This is a genomic window from Actinoplanes sp. NPDC020271 (assembly GCF_044388125.1).
GTDB lineage: Bacteria > Actinomycetota > Actinomycetes > Mycobacteriales > Micromonosporaceae > Actinoplanes.
The window spans coordinates 29,748-44,744 of sequence record NZ_JBIRWQ010000031.1 but is presented as its reverse complement, the minus strand read 5'-3'; the positions used below and the strand labels follow the sequence as shown (position 1 = coordinate 44,744).

The 14,997-nt window shown below is 66.7% G+C and carries 18 protein-coding genes; 4 read left to right on the top strand and 14 right to left on the bottom strand.

All coding sequences use genetic code 11. The features are described from left to right. Positions 1–8: 8 nt before the first annotated feature. The 11 genes from ACH442_RS41020 to ACH442_RS40970 all read right to left on the bottom strand — a co-directional run bounded on the left by ACH442_RS41020 (position 9) and on the right by ACH442_RS40970 (position 6,179). A complete protein-coding gene (locus tag ACH442_RS41020) occupies positions 9–515 on the bottom strand; it encodes a Pycsar system effector family protein (protein ID WP_396343540.1) in 507 nt (168 codons plus the stop codon). After that, complete coding sequence (locus tag ACH442_RS41015) at positions 512–1,180, bottom strand: hypothetical protein (RefSeq protein ID WP_396343539.1); 669 nt, start codon at positions 1,178–1,180, stop codon at positions 512–514. Before ACH442_RS41015 ends, ACH442_RS41020 begins: the two co-directional genes overlap by 4 nt. Continuing rightward, complete coding sequence (locus ACH442_RS41010; RefSeq protein ID WP_396343538.1) at positions 1,177–1,398, bottom strand: hypothetical protein; 222 nt, start codon at positions 1,396–1,398, stop codon at positions 1,177–1,179. Before ACH442_RS41010 ends, ACH442_RS41015 begins: the two co-directional genes overlap by 4 nt. A gap of 80 nt (positions 1,399–1,478) precedes the next feature. Continuing rightward, positions 1,479–2,216, bottom strand: a complete 738-nt coding sequence (locus ACH442_RS41005) for a hypothetical protein (protein ID WP_396343537.1) — start codon at positions 2,214–2,216, stop codon at positions 1,479–1,481. Positions 2,217–2,335: 119 nt separating this feature from the next. Further along, positions 2,336–2,722 carry a hypothetical protein gene (locus ACH442_RS41000; protein WP_396343536.1) on the bottom strand — a complete coding sequence of 129 codons (387 nt, stop codon included), beginning with the start codon at positions 2,720–2,722 and terminating at the stop codon, positions 2,336–2,338. Between the two features lie 67 nt (positions 2,723–2,789). After that, the gene (locus ACH442_RS40995; RefSeq protein WP_396343535.1) at positions 2,790–3,653 is read right to left on the bottom strand and encodes an FtsK/SpoIIIE domain-containing protein; all 864 of its coding nucleotides are present in this window, start codon (positions 3,651–3,653) and stop codon (positions 2,790–2,792) included. Between the two features lies 1 nt (position 3,654). Continuing rightward, entirely contained in the window at positions 3,655–4,053 is a 399-nt protein-coding gene (locus ACH442_RS40990; protein WP_396343534.1) for a hypothetical protein, read from the bottom strand. Next, entirely contained in the window at positions 4,053–4,511 is a 459-nt protein-coding gene (locus ACH442_RS40985; protein ID WP_396343533.1) for a single-stranded DNA-binding protein, read from the bottom strand. The genes ACH442_RS40990 and ACH442_RS40985 overlap by 1 nt, the downstream gene beginning before the upstream one ends. Further along, positions 4,511–4,735, bottom strand: a complete 225-nt coding sequence (locus tag ACH442_RS40980; RefSeq protein ID WP_396343532.1) for a hypothetical protein — start codon at positions 4,733–4,735, stop codon at positions 4,511–4,513. The genes ACH442_RS40985 and ACH442_RS40980 overlap by 1 nt, the downstream gene beginning before the upstream one ends. Beyond that, positions 4,732–5,571 carry a hypothetical protein gene (locus ACH442_RS40975; protein ID WP_396343531.1) on the bottom strand — a complete coding sequence of 280 codons (840 nt, stop codon included), beginning with the start codon at positions 5,569–5,571 and terminating at the stop codon, positions 4,732–4,734. The genes ACH442_RS40980 and ACH442_RS40975 overlap by 4 nt, the downstream gene beginning before the upstream one ends. Positions 5,572–5,885: 314 nt before the next feature. After that, on the bottom strand, positions 5,886–6,179 hold the full coding sequence (locus ACH442_RS40970; RefSeq protein WP_396343530.1) for a hypothetical protein: 294 nt from the start codon (positions 6,177–6,179) through the stop codon (positions 5,886–5,888). Between the two features lie 211 nt (positions 6,180–6,390). On the opposite strand from ACH442_RS40970, the gene ACH442_RS40965 reads away from it, so the two are divergent. The 4 genes from ACH442_RS40965 to ACH442_RS40950 all read left to right on the top strand — a co-directional run bounded on the left by ACH442_RS40965 (position 6,391) and on the right by ACH442_RS40950 (position 11,361). Continuing rightward, complete coding sequence (locus ACH442_RS40965) at positions 6,391–7,701, top strand: hypothetical protein (RefSeq protein ID WP_396343529.1); 1,311 nt, start codon at positions 6,391–6,393, stop codon at positions 7,699–7,701. Positions 7,702–7,716: 15 nt separating this feature from the next. After that, positions 7,717–8,301, top strand: a complete 585-nt coding sequence (locus ACH442_RS40960) for a GNAT family N-acetyltransferase (protein WP_396343528.1) — start codon at positions 7,717–7,719, stop codon at positions 8,299–8,301. Positions 8,302–9,066: 765 nt separating this feature from the next. Next, positions 9,067–9,717 carry a DUF4145 domain-containing protein gene (locus ACH442_RS40955; RefSeq protein ID WP_396343595.1) on the top strand — a complete coding sequence of 217 codons (651 nt, stop codon included), beginning with the start codon at positions 9,067–9,069 and terminating at the stop codon, positions 9,715–9,717. Positions 9,718–10,323: 606 nt separating this feature from the next. After that, positions 10,324–11,361, top strand: a complete 1,038-nt coding sequence (locus ACH442_RS40950) for a LacI family DNA-binding transcriptional regulator (RefSeq protein WP_396343527.1) — start codon at positions 10,324–10,326, stop codon at positions 11,359–11,361. 397 nt (positions 11,362–11,758) lie between these two features. Here ACH442_RS40950 and ACH442_RS40945 read toward each other — a convergent pair whose 3' ends face one another. The 3 genes from ACH442_RS40945 to ACH442_RS40935 are packed head-to-tail and all read right to left on the bottom strand — an operon-like array spanning position 11,759 to position 14,908. After that, on the bottom strand, positions 11,759–12,658 hold the full coding sequence (locus ACH442_RS40945) for a carbohydrate ABC transporter permease (RefSeq protein WP_396343526.1): 900 nt from the start codon (positions 12,656–12,658) through the stop codon (positions 11,759–11,761). Position 12,659: 1 nt separating this feature from the next. Continuing rightward, a complete protein-coding gene (locus ACH442_RS40940) occupies positions 12,660–13,586 on the bottom strand; it encodes a carbohydrate ABC transporter permease (RefSeq protein WP_396343525.1) in 927 nt (308 codons plus the stop codon). Further along, the gene (locus ACH442_RS40935; RefSeq protein ID WP_396343524.1) at positions 13,583–14,908 is read right to left on the bottom strand and encodes an extracellular solute-binding protein; all 1,326 of its coding nucleotides are present in this window, start codon (positions 14,906–14,908) and stop codon (positions 13,583–13,585) included. The genes ACH442_RS40940 and ACH442_RS40935 overlap by 4 nt, the downstream gene beginning before the upstream one ends. Between the last annotated feature and the right edge of the window lie 89 nt (positions 14,909–14,997).

The window sequence follows — 14,997 nt, the reverse complement described above, 5'->3', positions numbered from 1 at the left end:
CCTCCCCGTCAGTCCAGAGCCGAGAGGAACGCGGTGAGCGCGGCGCAGCCGAGGGCGGCACCGAGCAGGTCAACGGCCAGGCGTACCCGCTGGTACTTGCGGCGGGCGGATCGGGCCAGATGCCGGAGCGACGCAATGTCATCGTCCAGCCGATCGCGGATGCGGGCCTTGTTCTCGTAGCCCTTGATCCGCAGATCCCAGTACAGGGCCTCGTCGGTCGGCGCGAACGCCCACCGCATGAAGCCGTAGTTGCCGCCGAGCGCGGGCCGGATGGCCGCTCCCAGCAGGGCGATCGCCGCGCCGGTCAGGACGGCGGTCATGACAGCAGTTGCCAGCGCGATGCCGTGTAGGTGAGCCTTGCTCACCAGTGCGGCGCCACCGGTCAGCCCTCCGAGGGCGAGACCGGTCAGGATAGAAGCCTTAGTGTCGACCCGCGAGATCTGGGCCTGCACCTCGGTGAATGCCTGATCGATGGCCTTGCTGTGTTCGAGGTCAAACTCTTCGAGGGTTCTCATCGCGTCGGGTCCTCTCCATGAAGATCGAACAGGGGTAGAGCAGGACGGTTCGGATCCGGCGCGTAGGTCGCCGACTGCCGAACCGTGGCCCGCGTGGTGCGGGACTTGGGTTTGAGCAGGTCAGCGAATTGGTCAGGGGACAGAAGGGCTACCGCGTCCCGGTCCTCTCCACGCCGCTGTTTGAGCAGCGGACGCACGGTGGCGTTCGTGGGGCACTCGGACACGTTGTCGGGGTAGGGGTAGCCGCAGCCCGGACACCGTGACGGCATCGGGCTACCGGGGTAGTGATCGGCGAACACCCGCACGAGGGTCGCCACGGACACGGTCAATCCCGCTTGCAGAAGCCGGGGGTCGAGGCCGTGCCGTTCGAATTTGTCGCCGTAGCGCTGCTGCGCTGCCTGCCGGGAAGTCCCCAGCCGGCGGGCGATCTCGTCCCAGGAGTAGGAATACGGTTCGGCCCGCAGACCGGCCACGGCCAGACGCACCATCGCGTCCACCTCAGCGGTGAGCGTGACCATAGAGGCCAGGGCCTCCACGTCGCCGGCCGCGACCCTGCGGGCATACGCCTTGAGGATCCGCCGCGCGAACGCGTCGAAGTCAGCCGTTTCGGTGTGCCGCTTGGCACGCTTACGCGGCTTGCGATCCGGGTCCGGTGTGGCGGTCATCGCGCGATCACCAGCCCGAACACCAGGTACGCGGCAATCGCCACAGCACCCAGACGCAGTCCGGCACGCTGCCAGCCGGCCGCGAGGGCCCACCAACGGCAGGTGACCAGATAGGCCGGGATACCGATCCGGCGGTTGCCCGACTTCCAGAACGTGCCGTTACTGCCCCGGCGCCCGTTGAGCGGCAGACCGGACAGGAACCGCACCAGCAGCAGCACCCACGTCGACAGGCCACGCCCACGGCGAGACCGACGACGACGCCTCGGCGTCAAGGTGCGCTTGACAGTGTTCGTGCGCATCAGGCGTCACCGCCCAGCAGAAGATCCCGAAGGTCCTCGTGCTCGCAGTGGACGCACTTGTCGGACATGAAGTTGCAGCAGCAGACCCGCTGGCACTCCTTGCAGGTTTTGTCCGTGCCCGGCTCGTGTGAGCCGTTGCCGTGCTGGGCCTCCAGCGCGGCTTGGATCTGCTCGGCCGGGGTTGACGCGGCCTGGCGCAGCGCGTGCGTGACCTCGTCGAGGGTCCGGCCTCGAGTGTCGTTGAAGTCGTACGACTGGCAGCCGGCCTCCGCGAGCAGGTAGCCGTCCAGGTGCGCGATGGCCTGCTCGAAGTCGACGTAACCGTCGTGCTCGAACATCTGGGCCGGAGCCTCGACCGGACCGCCGTAGCAGACGATGCCGACCGCGCCGACCATGCACGCCGCGGGCGTGAACACCCGGGCGGTTGCGTCGAAGTACGCGCCCTGGATCCATCCGTGCCGCTCCAGGTACAGAGCAGCGCTCTGCAGCACCGTCGGATAGGTGTCCGCCGACTCGTCGGCAGGCAGGTCCGTCACCAGCGGCTCGTCATCGCAGACGAAGCAGCACTCCGGGTGATGTCCGTTCGAGCGGGTGACGACGTCCGGCAGCAGCCGGGCGACGTCGTCCGGGTTCTCGAAGATGCCGAGTGCCCGATCGGTCAGGACGTAGTCCACCGGGAGATGGATGGCTCCGAGGGTGTCAGGGTTGAACGCACCCTGATCTTGGGTAGGGTTCATGGTGCCTACTCCTTCCGTTGGGAAGTGGGTGGGTGGATAGGGCGGCGGCACCGGGCTCTGCTTTCCAGGGCGTGTTGCCTGGTGTCGACCGCTTGAATGAAGTTGTTGGTGCTGGTCAGTCAGTGCCAGTGCTGCACGACAGTGACGCAGCGGTGACCGCCGATCGCGCCCATGACCAGCAGCGCGAACAGCACCGGGATCGCGAGGACACCCGCGCCGACCGAGGCCAGCCAGGTGAACAGCGACCAGCCAACGAAGCCGACAACGGACAGCACGCCCACGCCGACGACCGAGCCGAAGCCGATCGCGAATCGGGCGTGCCTGCGGTCCTGCTCCTTGATCGCTTCCTGACGCTTGACCCAACGGGCGTACAGGATGCGGTCCTGAGCCTGCTTCGCCGCGATCTGGGTGGCGTTGAGCCGCTCCAGGTCAGCGACCATGGCCGGGTCCGGGTAGTAGTGCACGACCGGACGGGCCGCAGGCTGTTCGGGCAGATGACGGGCCATGAGATCGGCCCTCCCTTCAGTAGAGGAACGGTTTCCATCCGCGTATGCGGTGGCCTTGGAATGTCCGTCAGGCAGCGACCGGCTCGCGGTCTCGGGTCTGCTCACGGACGGTGGAGCGCAGCAGCGTCGCGTACGCGGCAATCGCTGCGCAGGTGGCGTCGTTGAGGTAGGCGACCTTCACCAGTTCCGGACTGCCGGACTCGGAGATCAGCAGACCGGCACCCGGATTCGTCGGGCTGATGACGTTCGCCGTCCAGCCTTTCTGCGCCCAGCCGTGCCCCAGGACGATGTCCGAGGACGAGTCGTTGGTGCAGCGGCCGGCGAACCGCCACGCGAACAGGTCCCGCAGCGATGTCGGGATGATGTCCGAACTCGGCCGCTGGGTGGCGGCGATGACGATGATGCCGACCGCCCGGCCCCGCGCGACCAGGTCCCGCAGCAGCGTCGCGAACTCGTCGCGCTGCGTCTTTGTGCCGACCGTGGCTGAGAAGTACGCGATCTCGTCGATGGCCAGCAGCAACGCGCCGAACGCGTCGACCGGGCGCATCTTGCGCCGCTCGCACGCCTCCAGGTAGTCGTACCGGTTGTCCATCATCTTCTGCACCCGGCGCAGCGTGCTGCACGCCTTGGCGATGTTCGGACCGACGAACTCGTCCGCACAGTGCCGCCACTGCCCCAGCTCGACCCGCTTGCCGTCGAGCAGGACCAGCTTGCAGTCCAGCGACAGGGCCGCGTGCGCCACGATCGCGTTGAGCAGGCCTGACTTACCCGAGCCCGGCTCGCCTCCGATCAGCATGTTCCGGTAGATCAGCGGCACCCGGACCGGCCTGCCGAACTCGTCGATCCCGATGTGCACCGGATCGAAAATCGACAGCACCGGACCCAGCTCCACCGCACCGGACTCCGTCTCGGCGGTAAGGATCGGAGGCATGTCAGTCCTCCTCCAGGTACGTCGCGCAGGTCCCGCAGTGGTAGTGCAAACCGTCACTGCCGTGAACCGCCGCTACCAGCTCGCACACGCTGGACAGCGCGACTCCACAGCCGACACAGCGGGAGCCGGTCGGGGGAACGGCGTATCCGTCCTCGTCCAGTCCGCCGTGATCCGGCAGCCACCGCGACGTGGTCAGCCACAGGCCCGAAGGCGAGTCCGGGGCCGGCCGATCGTCGTCGGACGTGAGTGCGCGGTGAGCGGTGATCAGGTTGACCAGAGCGCTCTTGCCCATGCCGGGAGCAGCGCCGATCAGCCGGTTGCGAATGTCCAGCGACATCTCGTCGAAGACAACCGGGGCACCGTCCGAGTCGACACCGACCAGGTAGAGGTTGCTGTCCATCAGAACGGCACCTCTTCCTCATCCTTTGACGGCGGAGTGGCCCAGGCGTCGCCCGCAGCCGGCGCCGACGAAGACGCGTCACCGCCCTTGCTGCGCGTCGCGCGGATGACCTTCGCCTGAGCGAACTTCAGCGACGGTCCGATCTCGTCGATATCGAGCACATGCTGCGACCGCTTCTCGCCCTCCGGCGTCTCCCACTTCGACAGCTTCAACCGGCCCTGAACCACCACACGGGTACCTCGGACCAGCGAACCGGCAACGTTCTCGGCCATCTCCCGCCACACCGTGCAGGACAAAAACAGCGGCTCACCGTCCTTCCACTGCCCGGACTGACGATCCAGCGTCCGAGGCGTCGAGGCGATCGAGAACTTCGCCAGCGCGGTCCCGTCCTGCAAGAAACGCAGCTCAGGATCACCGGTCAGGTTCCCGACCACCGTGATCGTGGTTTCTCCTGCCATTACTCCACTCCTTGTTGATCTGAGGCGCTGCCTTTCAACACCTCGCGTGCCTGATCCAGCGCCACCGTCAGGCGGTCGACGTCGTCCTCACTGACGTGCAGCGATACGTGCATCGACCCGCCGATGTAAATCACTGCCTGATCCGGGTGACCACCGATCGGAAGAACCCGTAGCGGCACTCCGGCCAAGCCGAGAAACGTCACCGACAGCACCGGCTCGCTCATCGCCGACCACCGCCACGCGGCTCCGGCACCGGGACCTCTTCGACCTCATCGAGATCCAGCCCGAACACCGGCACTGCCGGAGACACCGGGACGACCGACTCATCGACCTCAGTCGCGGTGGCGGAGTTCGGAACCATCCGGGCCAGCGGCGACAGCACCTCACCGGTCAGCGGGTCACGACGACTCACATCGACACGCACCAGCGGCGACAACGACTGCCGCGCACGAGCAACCCGCACGTCCGCAGCCCCACACGCCACCGCGATCACCGACGTTTTCCCGTCGAGCTGATCCAGCGACAGACCCGGCCGCAGCCACATCCACACCCGCTCACCAGCAGGCGTCGGACGCGCCCACAACATCAGCGGCAACGGCACCGGACGCGCACTCGCACCGCCGGCCGACTTCAGGAACCCGGCGAAGAACAGCCGCAGCCGGTGACGATCCATCACGCACCACGACCACGCCCGCACGAACCGACGAACCGGACCGACCGCGAAACAGCCGATCGCCGTCACCGCCAGCAGTGACAACGCCAGCCACCACGGCATCACCCGCAACAGCCACGCCAGCAGGCCCACCACGGCCACCCCGATAGTGATCTCCAACGACCACCACCACAGCACCCGCAACACCGGCCACACCCGCACCAACAAGGCCGCTACCAAGCCGACCACGACACCCGCGACCAGACCCGCCGACATCGCCACCAGCAACGGCACAAACGCCGAACCGATAGCCGCCGACGACGCCCACACGATCAGGCTCACGCAGATGAACGTCAGCCGCGCCCGCTTCACGTACCACCGCGACACCGGCGTCTCCACCAACGTCACGGCGCCGATGGGGGTCGATTCGAACAGACCGCCCCTTGCCATAACTCACCAGCTCCCCTCAAAGAGACGACTTACCTACGGCAGACCTCACTCAGGTAATTCCGCTGGTCAGGCCCACCCACGGCGACGCTTTACAGCGTCGGTGCTGTATTCAAGGCCAAACGTACAACACCAGTGCTGTACTGGAGAAGGGTTTTACAGTTGGCGCACGAACCTACGACCGGGCACGGGGGCGGCTCTCCGCCCACGCCCTGACGGTCGACGGACGCCACACGGGGGATCGTCCGAACATGCGCTCATGCTCCGGCGCTTGGCTACGGGACACGTAAGCCGCCCACGTGCTGCGCGTGATCCCGAGGAACGCTGCGCACTCGGCAGCCGTCCACCAGTCGGTGGGAAGCTTCGCGGGATCCATCGGCGTAGGCATCGCCATCGAGCTTACGCATGAATGCCGCCTTCCTGTCGGAGCGCCACCCCCGGCTGATCGAACGCTTCCGCCAAGGTCGCCGCCCATGGTGAACGGCCATGATGAACGCGACCTCCAGCGCGAGCAGCAGCCCTCCAGCGGCGAAAACCACGATCGGAACCACACCAGGCAGCGCGGACATCTTCCCTCCCCCTCCACCTCTGCTGAGCCCGCTACCGTGTTTGGTAGCGACAACATCCATAGAGTGCGTTGATCGACGCAGACCTATCGAGGTCCCGAAAGCGACCTCTGGCGGACCATCGACGGACCTCTCACGGACATCGGTTGAACGGGCGAACTCGGTGAGCGACCTTCTAAGTAAGGGAGTTCAGTTACCAGAGGAGGGGCAACAAATGGCGCGAACACGCCAGGAACCCCGAACGCTGCTGGAGTTCCTGATCCAGCAGCGCGACAGCACCTATGAGGAACTCGCTGGCGAGTTCTCGCAGCATGACCAGCGCGCTGCGATCAGTGCTCGGCACCTCGGCAGGCTTGCCCGGGGCGAGCGGGGAACTACAGGAGCCACCCCGGCAACCCGACGCGCCTTCCAAGCCATGTTTGGTAAGCCACTGGACGAGTTGCTTCGGCCGTGGACTCCCGTTCTAGAGACAGCCGGGCCGGCTATCGACAGCGCCTTAGCGCTGCCGCACACCGGCAACGAGAGGAGCCTTCTCAACATGGCAGCCGAACGGGCACGTCGCTTCGCGATGTTGACCTCGGAAACCACCAGCGCCGAGTCCGTCGACCAACTCAGGGAAGACGTTCAGCGTCTCGCCCTGGCCTACCCCCAGCGCCCGTTGCCGGAAATCCTCGGCGATCTGGCCGAGACACAGGACACACTGTTCACACTGCTGGAGCGCCGCCAAGGTCCTCAGCAGTCCCGGCAGCTCCACTTTCTGGCTAGCGTGACGTCGGGACTTCTCGCCAAGGCGTCTCACGACCTCGCTGACCCTCACTCGGCGATGCTCCAGGCGCGAACCGCGGTCCTATGCGCGGATCGCGCTGACCATAACGGCCTGCGTGCTTGGCTACGCGGCCTTCAGTCGATGGTCGCCTACTGGGCAGGCCGCCACGCCGAGGCCGTGCGCTACGCCGAAATGGGCATGCGCTTCGCCGAGCACACGACCGGCACGACATCGGTCTGGCTGCCTGTCAGTGCCGCACGCGCGTACGCCGCACTCGGCAACGCTGAGAAGACGCTCGACTCGGTCCACGCGGCGGAAGATGCATGGACTCGTGTCGAGCCCGACGAGATGGACGAGCTGGGAGGAATTTGCACCTTCAACCAGCCTCGCACCCTGTACTACGCGGCCGACGCACTCGCCTGGCTCCCCGCTGAAGCCGAGCAAGCTCAGGAATTCGCACAGCGTGCTGTCAGCGCGTATGCCGACCGCACGGACCCGGCATGGGCATTCAGTGACCAGGCAGGGTCACACGCCGACCTGGCTGTTGCTCGTGTCGCTGCTCGGAACGTCGAGGGTGCCGCCGAGGCTCTGGCACCAGTATTCGAATTGGCACCGGACCAGCGGATCAACGGCATTGTGCACTCGGTACAGCGCGTGCACCGCGCGCTCACTCAGTCCGGCCTCGCTGGCGACGCTCACGAAGTCATTGACCAGATCGAAGACTTCACCGGCACACCGTTACGCGCGCTACCCAGGTAGGGCAGGATCGGGCCTATGCACCCCGTGATCCTGACAGGCCGCGTTGTCTCTCTCCGGGAATTCCGGGAGGACGACGCGGCCTCTTCGTTGTCTGTCGTCGGAGACGACCGGGTAACCCGCTGGCTGTCGTTCGACACGCGCAGCCAGACCGAGGCCGCCGAGATGATCCGAGGGGCAATGGCACGGGCACAACTGGAACCCCGCACCGAGTATTACCTAGCCATAGAACACGAAAGCGCTTTTGCGGGGTTCGTCCGACTCGGCCTGGACGGTGTAAAGGCCGCCAAGCTCGGCTATGCCGTACGCGCCGAGCTATGGGGCAGGGGTCTAGCTACCGACGCCGCGCGCACGATCATCGAGTTCGGCTTCACCAGGTTAGGTCTGCACCGCATTTCCGCTGCGATCGGTCCGGACAACGCTGCATCAGTCGCGGTCGCAAAGCGACTAGGCATGGCCTATGAAGGCCGAATCCGGCACCACGTCTTCACCGGCGGCGCTTGGCGCGACTCCCTGCTCTACTCCGTCCTTGAGCCAGAATGGGCGCAGACGCAGTTCGCACCGGCGTCCGGAGCTGTCCCGGACCGCCCACGCCAGCGGTGAGAACTTTCTCTACATCTTCAAGGCGGCCCTGCGGGCCGCACGCTCGATCCAGCCCTGCCGGCCGTCCGCGCCTTAGTGCTTCGCCCACGGCGCGGCGCGGCAGCTGGGCGACGCGGCGAACGCCGAACACGCCTAAAGCCTCGACCGCCTCCCCGCGTCCAGGGATCAGCCGAGGCTCTGGCGCATCTTCGCTCAGAAAACCCAGCCTCCGGCGGGCAGGATCTCCGACCCTGCACCCGGATAACGCCTCCGGCGGCCGGGGCTACCGCCCCTGGACCCGGCGCTCGGGGATGCCATGCCGGGCTGACGTCCCATCGCACACCGCAGGAAGCCAGACCGCGCCGGCCTGGTCCAGGTCGTTCGTCCAGTAGGGCGCTCCACCTGGACCAGGCCGGCGCGGTCCAACCATGCGGGACGTGCGCGACGGGATGCCAGCCAGGCTAGGCGGTTCAGGTGGTTGGGGGCGCCGCGTCGCGTCGCGGTCGAAACCACCACGGCTGAGCAGGACCTAACGCCCGGAGACTTCCTGACCTTCTCTTCGAGGGAGGTCGGCACCTCCTGCGCCGAATGCATGCCGACCACCAGCCCGGCGGTTAGACCGCTGCCCACAGCCGTGATCACAACTGGACGTGCCGCGCCCTCCCTAGGCGGCCAGGCAGAAACGGTCCGGCTGAGCGGTGGTCTACGCAACGGGATGCCTTGAACCGACCCGAGTCCATTCGGTTGTCCGGACGAACGAAGTGCGACAATCTTGCGGTGACGGCGATGACCGAACCAGCGAAAGAGAAAGACCGTTTCACCTGCCCCCACCCAGCATGTGGCACTTACGCAGTGCAGCGGGAAACCGGTCTTCTCTGGCAACCGACCAACACCCAGGCCTGGATCCAGGGGTGGGCCGCTCACTGCTGCACCGCCTGCGACGAGCCCATCTTGTGGCGACAGGTCGGTGAGGACTGGGTGATGGCCTATCCACGGGGGATTATCGGGGAACCCGCAGAACAGGACATGCCCGGTGATGTGCGCGCGATCTACGAGGAAGCTCAAGCCGTGGCCGCCGTATCGCGCCGTAGTGCAGCCGCCCTCCTGAGGCTTGCCTTGCAAATGCTGGTTGACCACCTTGTTCCTGGACGCGGTGACATCAACTCCAAAATCGGCAAGCTGGTTGAAAACGGTTTGCGGCCGCAGACCCAACAAGCCATGGACGTACTCAGAGTTGTAGGTAACAACGCCGTTCATCCGGGCCAGATCGATGTTGACGATGACCTGATGTTGTTGCCGGGGCTGTTCCGTCTGATCAATGTGGTAGTTGATCAGATGATCAGCATCCCCTCGCACGCACAGGCGCTTTTCGACTCTCTGCCGCAGCAGGCTCGCGACCAGGTGGCTCGCCGGGACAGCACCACCGCGACGAACTAACCTGGGCCGTCTCTGGGCCGCCTGGGCCGCGGAGGGGCCGTTAAACGTCGCCCGGCATTGACTACTATCGACTAGAACTGACGTATTAAAACGCAGGTAGTCGGCCCTGTGAAGCACCTTAAGCAGGTACGCGATCAAGCACCAAGCGATTACATGCACTTCAGCCCGAACGACCTCTGACACCTGGGATGCGCGTCACCGGCGGCCGGGGCGGTGCCCGGACGCCGGACGCGGTCGTGTGGAGTGGTGACGGAGCGCGCGGCGCACCGGACGGGCGAACCGCGCCTTACCAATCATGAGGTGCGTCACCGGCGGTTCAGTGAACGGACATGGCCGTGTCCGCCACAATTCTCTGCAGCGCTGCAATGCGCAACCAAGCGCTGACCTGCAACGTCGCGTTTGCAGGGCACCGATGGGAGCGCTCTCCGAAACTTTCGGGTACCGCGACGGAAGCGCTCCCAGGACAAAACCGCTGGCTGAGCTTAACCGGTTAACAGAAAACGGTCACTTTCCAGCGTGTTGAACTCATGGGTAGCCATGGCATGATTTCGGGGCCGGGCCCGGAAGTTGCAGGCATTGCACCCCGGCGGTAAGGAGCGCGCCCCCATGGTTGCCGGCAAGCAACGGGTCACCATCGCGGCCATCGCGGACGCCGCCGGCGTCTCGGTGCCCACCGTCTCCCGCGTGCTCAACGGGCGCTCCGACGTCTCCCCGGGGACCCGCGAGCTCATCGAGCGGCTGCTGCGCGAGCACGACTACCGTCCTCGCAACTCTCGGCATTCCGGGCGAGCCCGGCTGATCGACCTCGTCTTCAACGACCTGGACAGCCCCTGGGCGCTGGAGCTGGTGCGCGGTGTGGAGGACGTGACCCACGCCGCCGGCGTCGGCACCGTCGTCTCCCAGGTCCACCGGCGCACCACCGCCACCCGCCAGTGGCTGCAGAACCTGCGAGCCCGCGCCTCCGACGGGGTGGTGTTCGTGACGTCCGACGTGGCCGAGCCGGTGCACAGCGAGCTGCACCGCCTGCGCGTCCCCGTCGTGATCATCGACCCGGCCGGCGGTGCCGCCACCGACGTGCCGACGATCGGGGCGACCAACTGGTCCGGCGGGCGCACCGCCACCGACCACCTGATCGGTCTCGGTCACCGGCGCATCGGCTTCATCGCCGGGCCGAAAGATCTGCTGTGCAGCCGCGCCCGGCTCGACGGCTTCCGCGCGGCAATGGAGGCGGCCGGCGTCCCGGTCGACCCGAGCCTGATGGAGCAGGGCGACTTCCGGAACGAGTCGGGCTATCTGGCCGGTGGCCGGCTGCTCGACCGTCCCGACCGGCCGACCGCCATCTTCGCGTCCAGTGACCAGATGGCCCTCGGCGTCTACGAGGCGGCCCGACGCCGCGGCCTGCGCGTGCCGGATGACCTGAGCGTCATCGGCTTCGACGACCTGCCCGACGCGTGCTGGTCCTCTCCGCCGCTGACCACGATCCGCCAGCCGCTCGCCGAGATGGGCGCCCTCGCCGCCCGCACGATCCTGCGCCTGTCCCGCGGCGAGACCATCGAAACTCCGCGCGTCGAGCTGGTCACGAAGCTGATAGTCCGCGAAAGCACCAAGTCCCTCGCCGAGACCCGCCCCCAGACCAGCCTCTGACCCATCCCCGCCGCTCCACCTGCCCACCGCACCTACACCCGTTCGCCCGCTCCCGCCGCAGGTCCATCGGCGGCAGGAAGCACCTCTGAGAGCCAGCCGGGAAGCCGGCGGGGCGGCGGAGCGACGGAGCGACGGAGCGACGGAGCGACGGGGCGGCGGAGCGGCGGGGCGACGGGAAGCACCTCTGAGAGCCAGCCGGGGGCCGACGGCGCGGGGTGAGCCGAACGGACGGGGGCTGCCCGGGATTCGCACGGGACGGGGCATCAGGCGTACGGGAAAAGGGTTTGTGGGGTTGCGGGTGAGGCGGTGCCGCACTGCCGGGGTGAGCTGCGGGGCCCCGGGTACGGAACAGCCGGCCCGACCCGGGAAGGGTGGGGCCGGCTGGGCGGCGGCGGGTCTACTTGCCGAAGCCGGCCGTGAGACCGCTGAGCAGCTGGCGACGGCCGACCACGTAGAGGATCAGGATCGGCAGGGTCGTGAGGACCACCGACGCGAGCACCGCCGGGATGTTGATGTTGTACTGGCCCTGGAACGCGGTGAGGGCCAGCGGCAGCACGCGCCGTTCCGGGCTCTGCGTCAGGATGAGCGGGAGCAGGAAGCCGTTCCACACCTGCAGGCCCTGGTAGATCGTGACGGTGACCAGCGCCGGGCGGGTCAGCGGCAGGGCGAGACGCCACAGCGTGCCCCATTCGGTGGCGCCGTCCACCCGCATCGACTCGAAGAGTTCCTTCGGGATGTCGCGGATGAAGTTGGAGAGCACCAGCACCGACAGCGGGATGGCGAACGCGATCGACGGCAGGATGATCGCCCCGAGAGTGTCGTACATCTTGAGCTTGATGATCATCAGGTAGACCGGGATGATCACTGCCTGCAGCGGGATCGCCAGACCCATCAGGAAGACCGCATTGACGGTACGCAGGAACCGGCTCGCCGCGCTGCCCCGCACCACGGCGTAAGCGGCCATGAACGACACGACGACCGCGGGCACGACCGCGCCCAGGGTGACGATGACGCTGTTGAAGAAGTACCGGACGAAGTGGTTCTCCAGGACGAACCGGTAGTTCTCCAGCGACGGTGAGGACGGCGGGACCAGCGGGTTCGTGGAGAAGTAGTCGGCCTGCAGCTTGAAGCTGGTGATCACGATCCAGTAGATCGGGACCAGCACGATCACGAGCCACAGCCAGCCGGCGAGCCCGCCGAACCAGTTGTGCTGCATCCACCGGGGACGCCGGCGGGACGGGGGCGGGGCCGCGTGGGCCGCGTTGCCCGCCTTCCGGCTGTCGAGCACGATCGTCATCTTACATTCCTTCCAGCTGGCTCTCGGTCGCGTCCCGGCCGCCGAGCCGGCGCACCAGCAGGGCCAGGCCCAGGCCGAGCAGCACCAGGATCACCGCGATGGCGCTGGCCGGGCCCATCTGGCCGGTCCGGAAGCCACGCACGTACATGTCGACCGCGAGGGCCCGGGTGGCATCGGCGGGACCGCCGGCGGTGAGCACCCAGATCAAGTCGAAGAAGGTCAGCGAACCGACCACCATCAGCGTCGACGATGTGATGATCGTGTACTTCAGCTGCGGCAGCGTGATGCTGAAGAACTTGCGCACCCGGCCGGCACCGTCGAGCTCGGCGGCCTCGTACATCGCGGCCGGGATCTGCCGGACGCCACCCTGGTAGATCAGCGAGTGGAACGGGATCCACTGCCAGGACACCACGAAGATGACCACGCCGATGGCGAGTTTGCCCTCGCCGAGCCAGTCCTGCTGGAGGAAGCCCCAGCCGAGGCTGGCACCGAGCCCGAAGTTCGGGTCGAGCAGCATCTTGTAGGTGATCGCGATGGCCGCCTGGCTGAGCAGCAGCGGGATGAAGAAGAGGACCGCGAGTACGCTGCGGTACCGCGAGTGCGCCGCGATGAAGACCCCGAGAAGGATCGACAGCGGGGTCTGCGCCAGCCAGGAGAGCGCCATGATCAGGAAGGTGACCCAGAGCGCGTGCGGCAGGCCGGGATCGGTCAGGGTGGATTTCCAGCTGTCCAGACCGCTGAACGGGACGTTCTGCGTCAGGCCGCTCCACGAGGAGAAGCTGAGCACCAGGACACCGACGAGCGGGATGATCCCGAAGATCGTGAACGCGACCAGTGCCGGCCACGCCATCCAGGAGACGGACACGCTCCGCCCGCCGCTGGACGCGGCGGGCGGAGCGGACCGCACTACAGGCGGTGCAATCGTCATTTGCCGATGGTCGCATTCATGTTGGTGGCGAACTGCTGCGGAGTGATCTGCATCTGGAACAGCTTCGAGATGTTCTGCAGCAGGATCTCGGCGGCGGACGGGCTCAGCGCCTGGTCCCAGGACTGGCCGAAGTTCTTCGCCTTGCTGGACACGTCGTAGATGAAGTTGAGGAAGTCCTTGTCCGGGGAGGACCCGATCTTCGCGTTCGAGCCCTGGACGATCGGCACGCCGCCCGAGTCGATCCAGCCCTGCTGCTCGGTGTCGTCGAGAATGCTGGCGAAGAACTTCTTCGCGGTCTCCTTCTGCTTCTCCGAGGCCTTGGAGGAGATCGAGAGGAACTGGCCGGCGTTGCCGTAGACGTTGGTCGGGTCGCCCTTGCCGCCCTCGACCGCCGGGAAGTTGAAGAAGCCGAGCTTCCCGTCCTTGATGAAGTTACCGCCGTCGGCCTTGATGATGCCGTACGACCAGGAGCCGTGCAGCTCCATGGCGGCCTTCCCGCGGTAGAGCAGCGCCTGGTCGGCGTTCGAGTCGGCGGTGATCGACGAGAAGCCCTTGACGAAGCCCTTGGCGTTGATCAGCTCCTGGATCTTGGTGAGAGCCGTGATCGCGTCCGGGTTGCTCCAGGCGTCCTTCTGGCCGTCGTAGGCGTTGTTGAAGACCTCGGGGCCACCGATGCGGTCGAAGAGCAGCTCCAGCCACATCATGTTGGTCCAGCGCGACGCCCCGGCCAGCGAGATCGGCGCGACGCCCTTGTCGATGAACTTGGGCAGGATGCTCATCAGCTCGGCCCAGCTCTGCGGCGGGTTCTGCACGCCGGCCTTCTCGAAGACCTCCTTGTTGTACAGCATGATGATCGGCTGCACGGTCTCGGCGGGCATCGCGTAGATCTTGCCGTTCACCGTGGCCGGGCCGAAGGATGCCGGGAACAGCTTGTTCTTGACCGCGGCGTTCTGCGCGAACCAGTCGGTCAGATCGTCGACCTGGCCGGCGTCGACGTAGCTCTTCAGGCCGCCGCCACCCCAGCCCCAGATGATGCTGGGGGCCTGGCCGGCACCGATCGCGGTCTTCAGCTTGTCCTTGTACGTGTCGTTCTGGATCGCGGTGACCTTGACCTGGTTACCGGAGTTCGCCTTGTTGAACCGGTCGACCGCGCCCTGGCGGATCGGCTCACCGGGCGGGCCGCTGAGGAACCAGTAGGTGGCGGCGTCCCCGCCACCGGAGCCGCCCCCGGTGGTGTCCGCCGGGCCGGAGCTGCCGCACGCGGCGAGACCGGTGGCCGCGGCAGCACCCGCGGTGAGACTCAGAAAATTCCTGCGCTTCACGCTTTTCTCCGTACTCGAAGCAAGCCGCGGCAAGCCGCGGGGGGTGATATAGCGATGGCGACGGCGGTCACCGAGTTCCGGAACTTTCG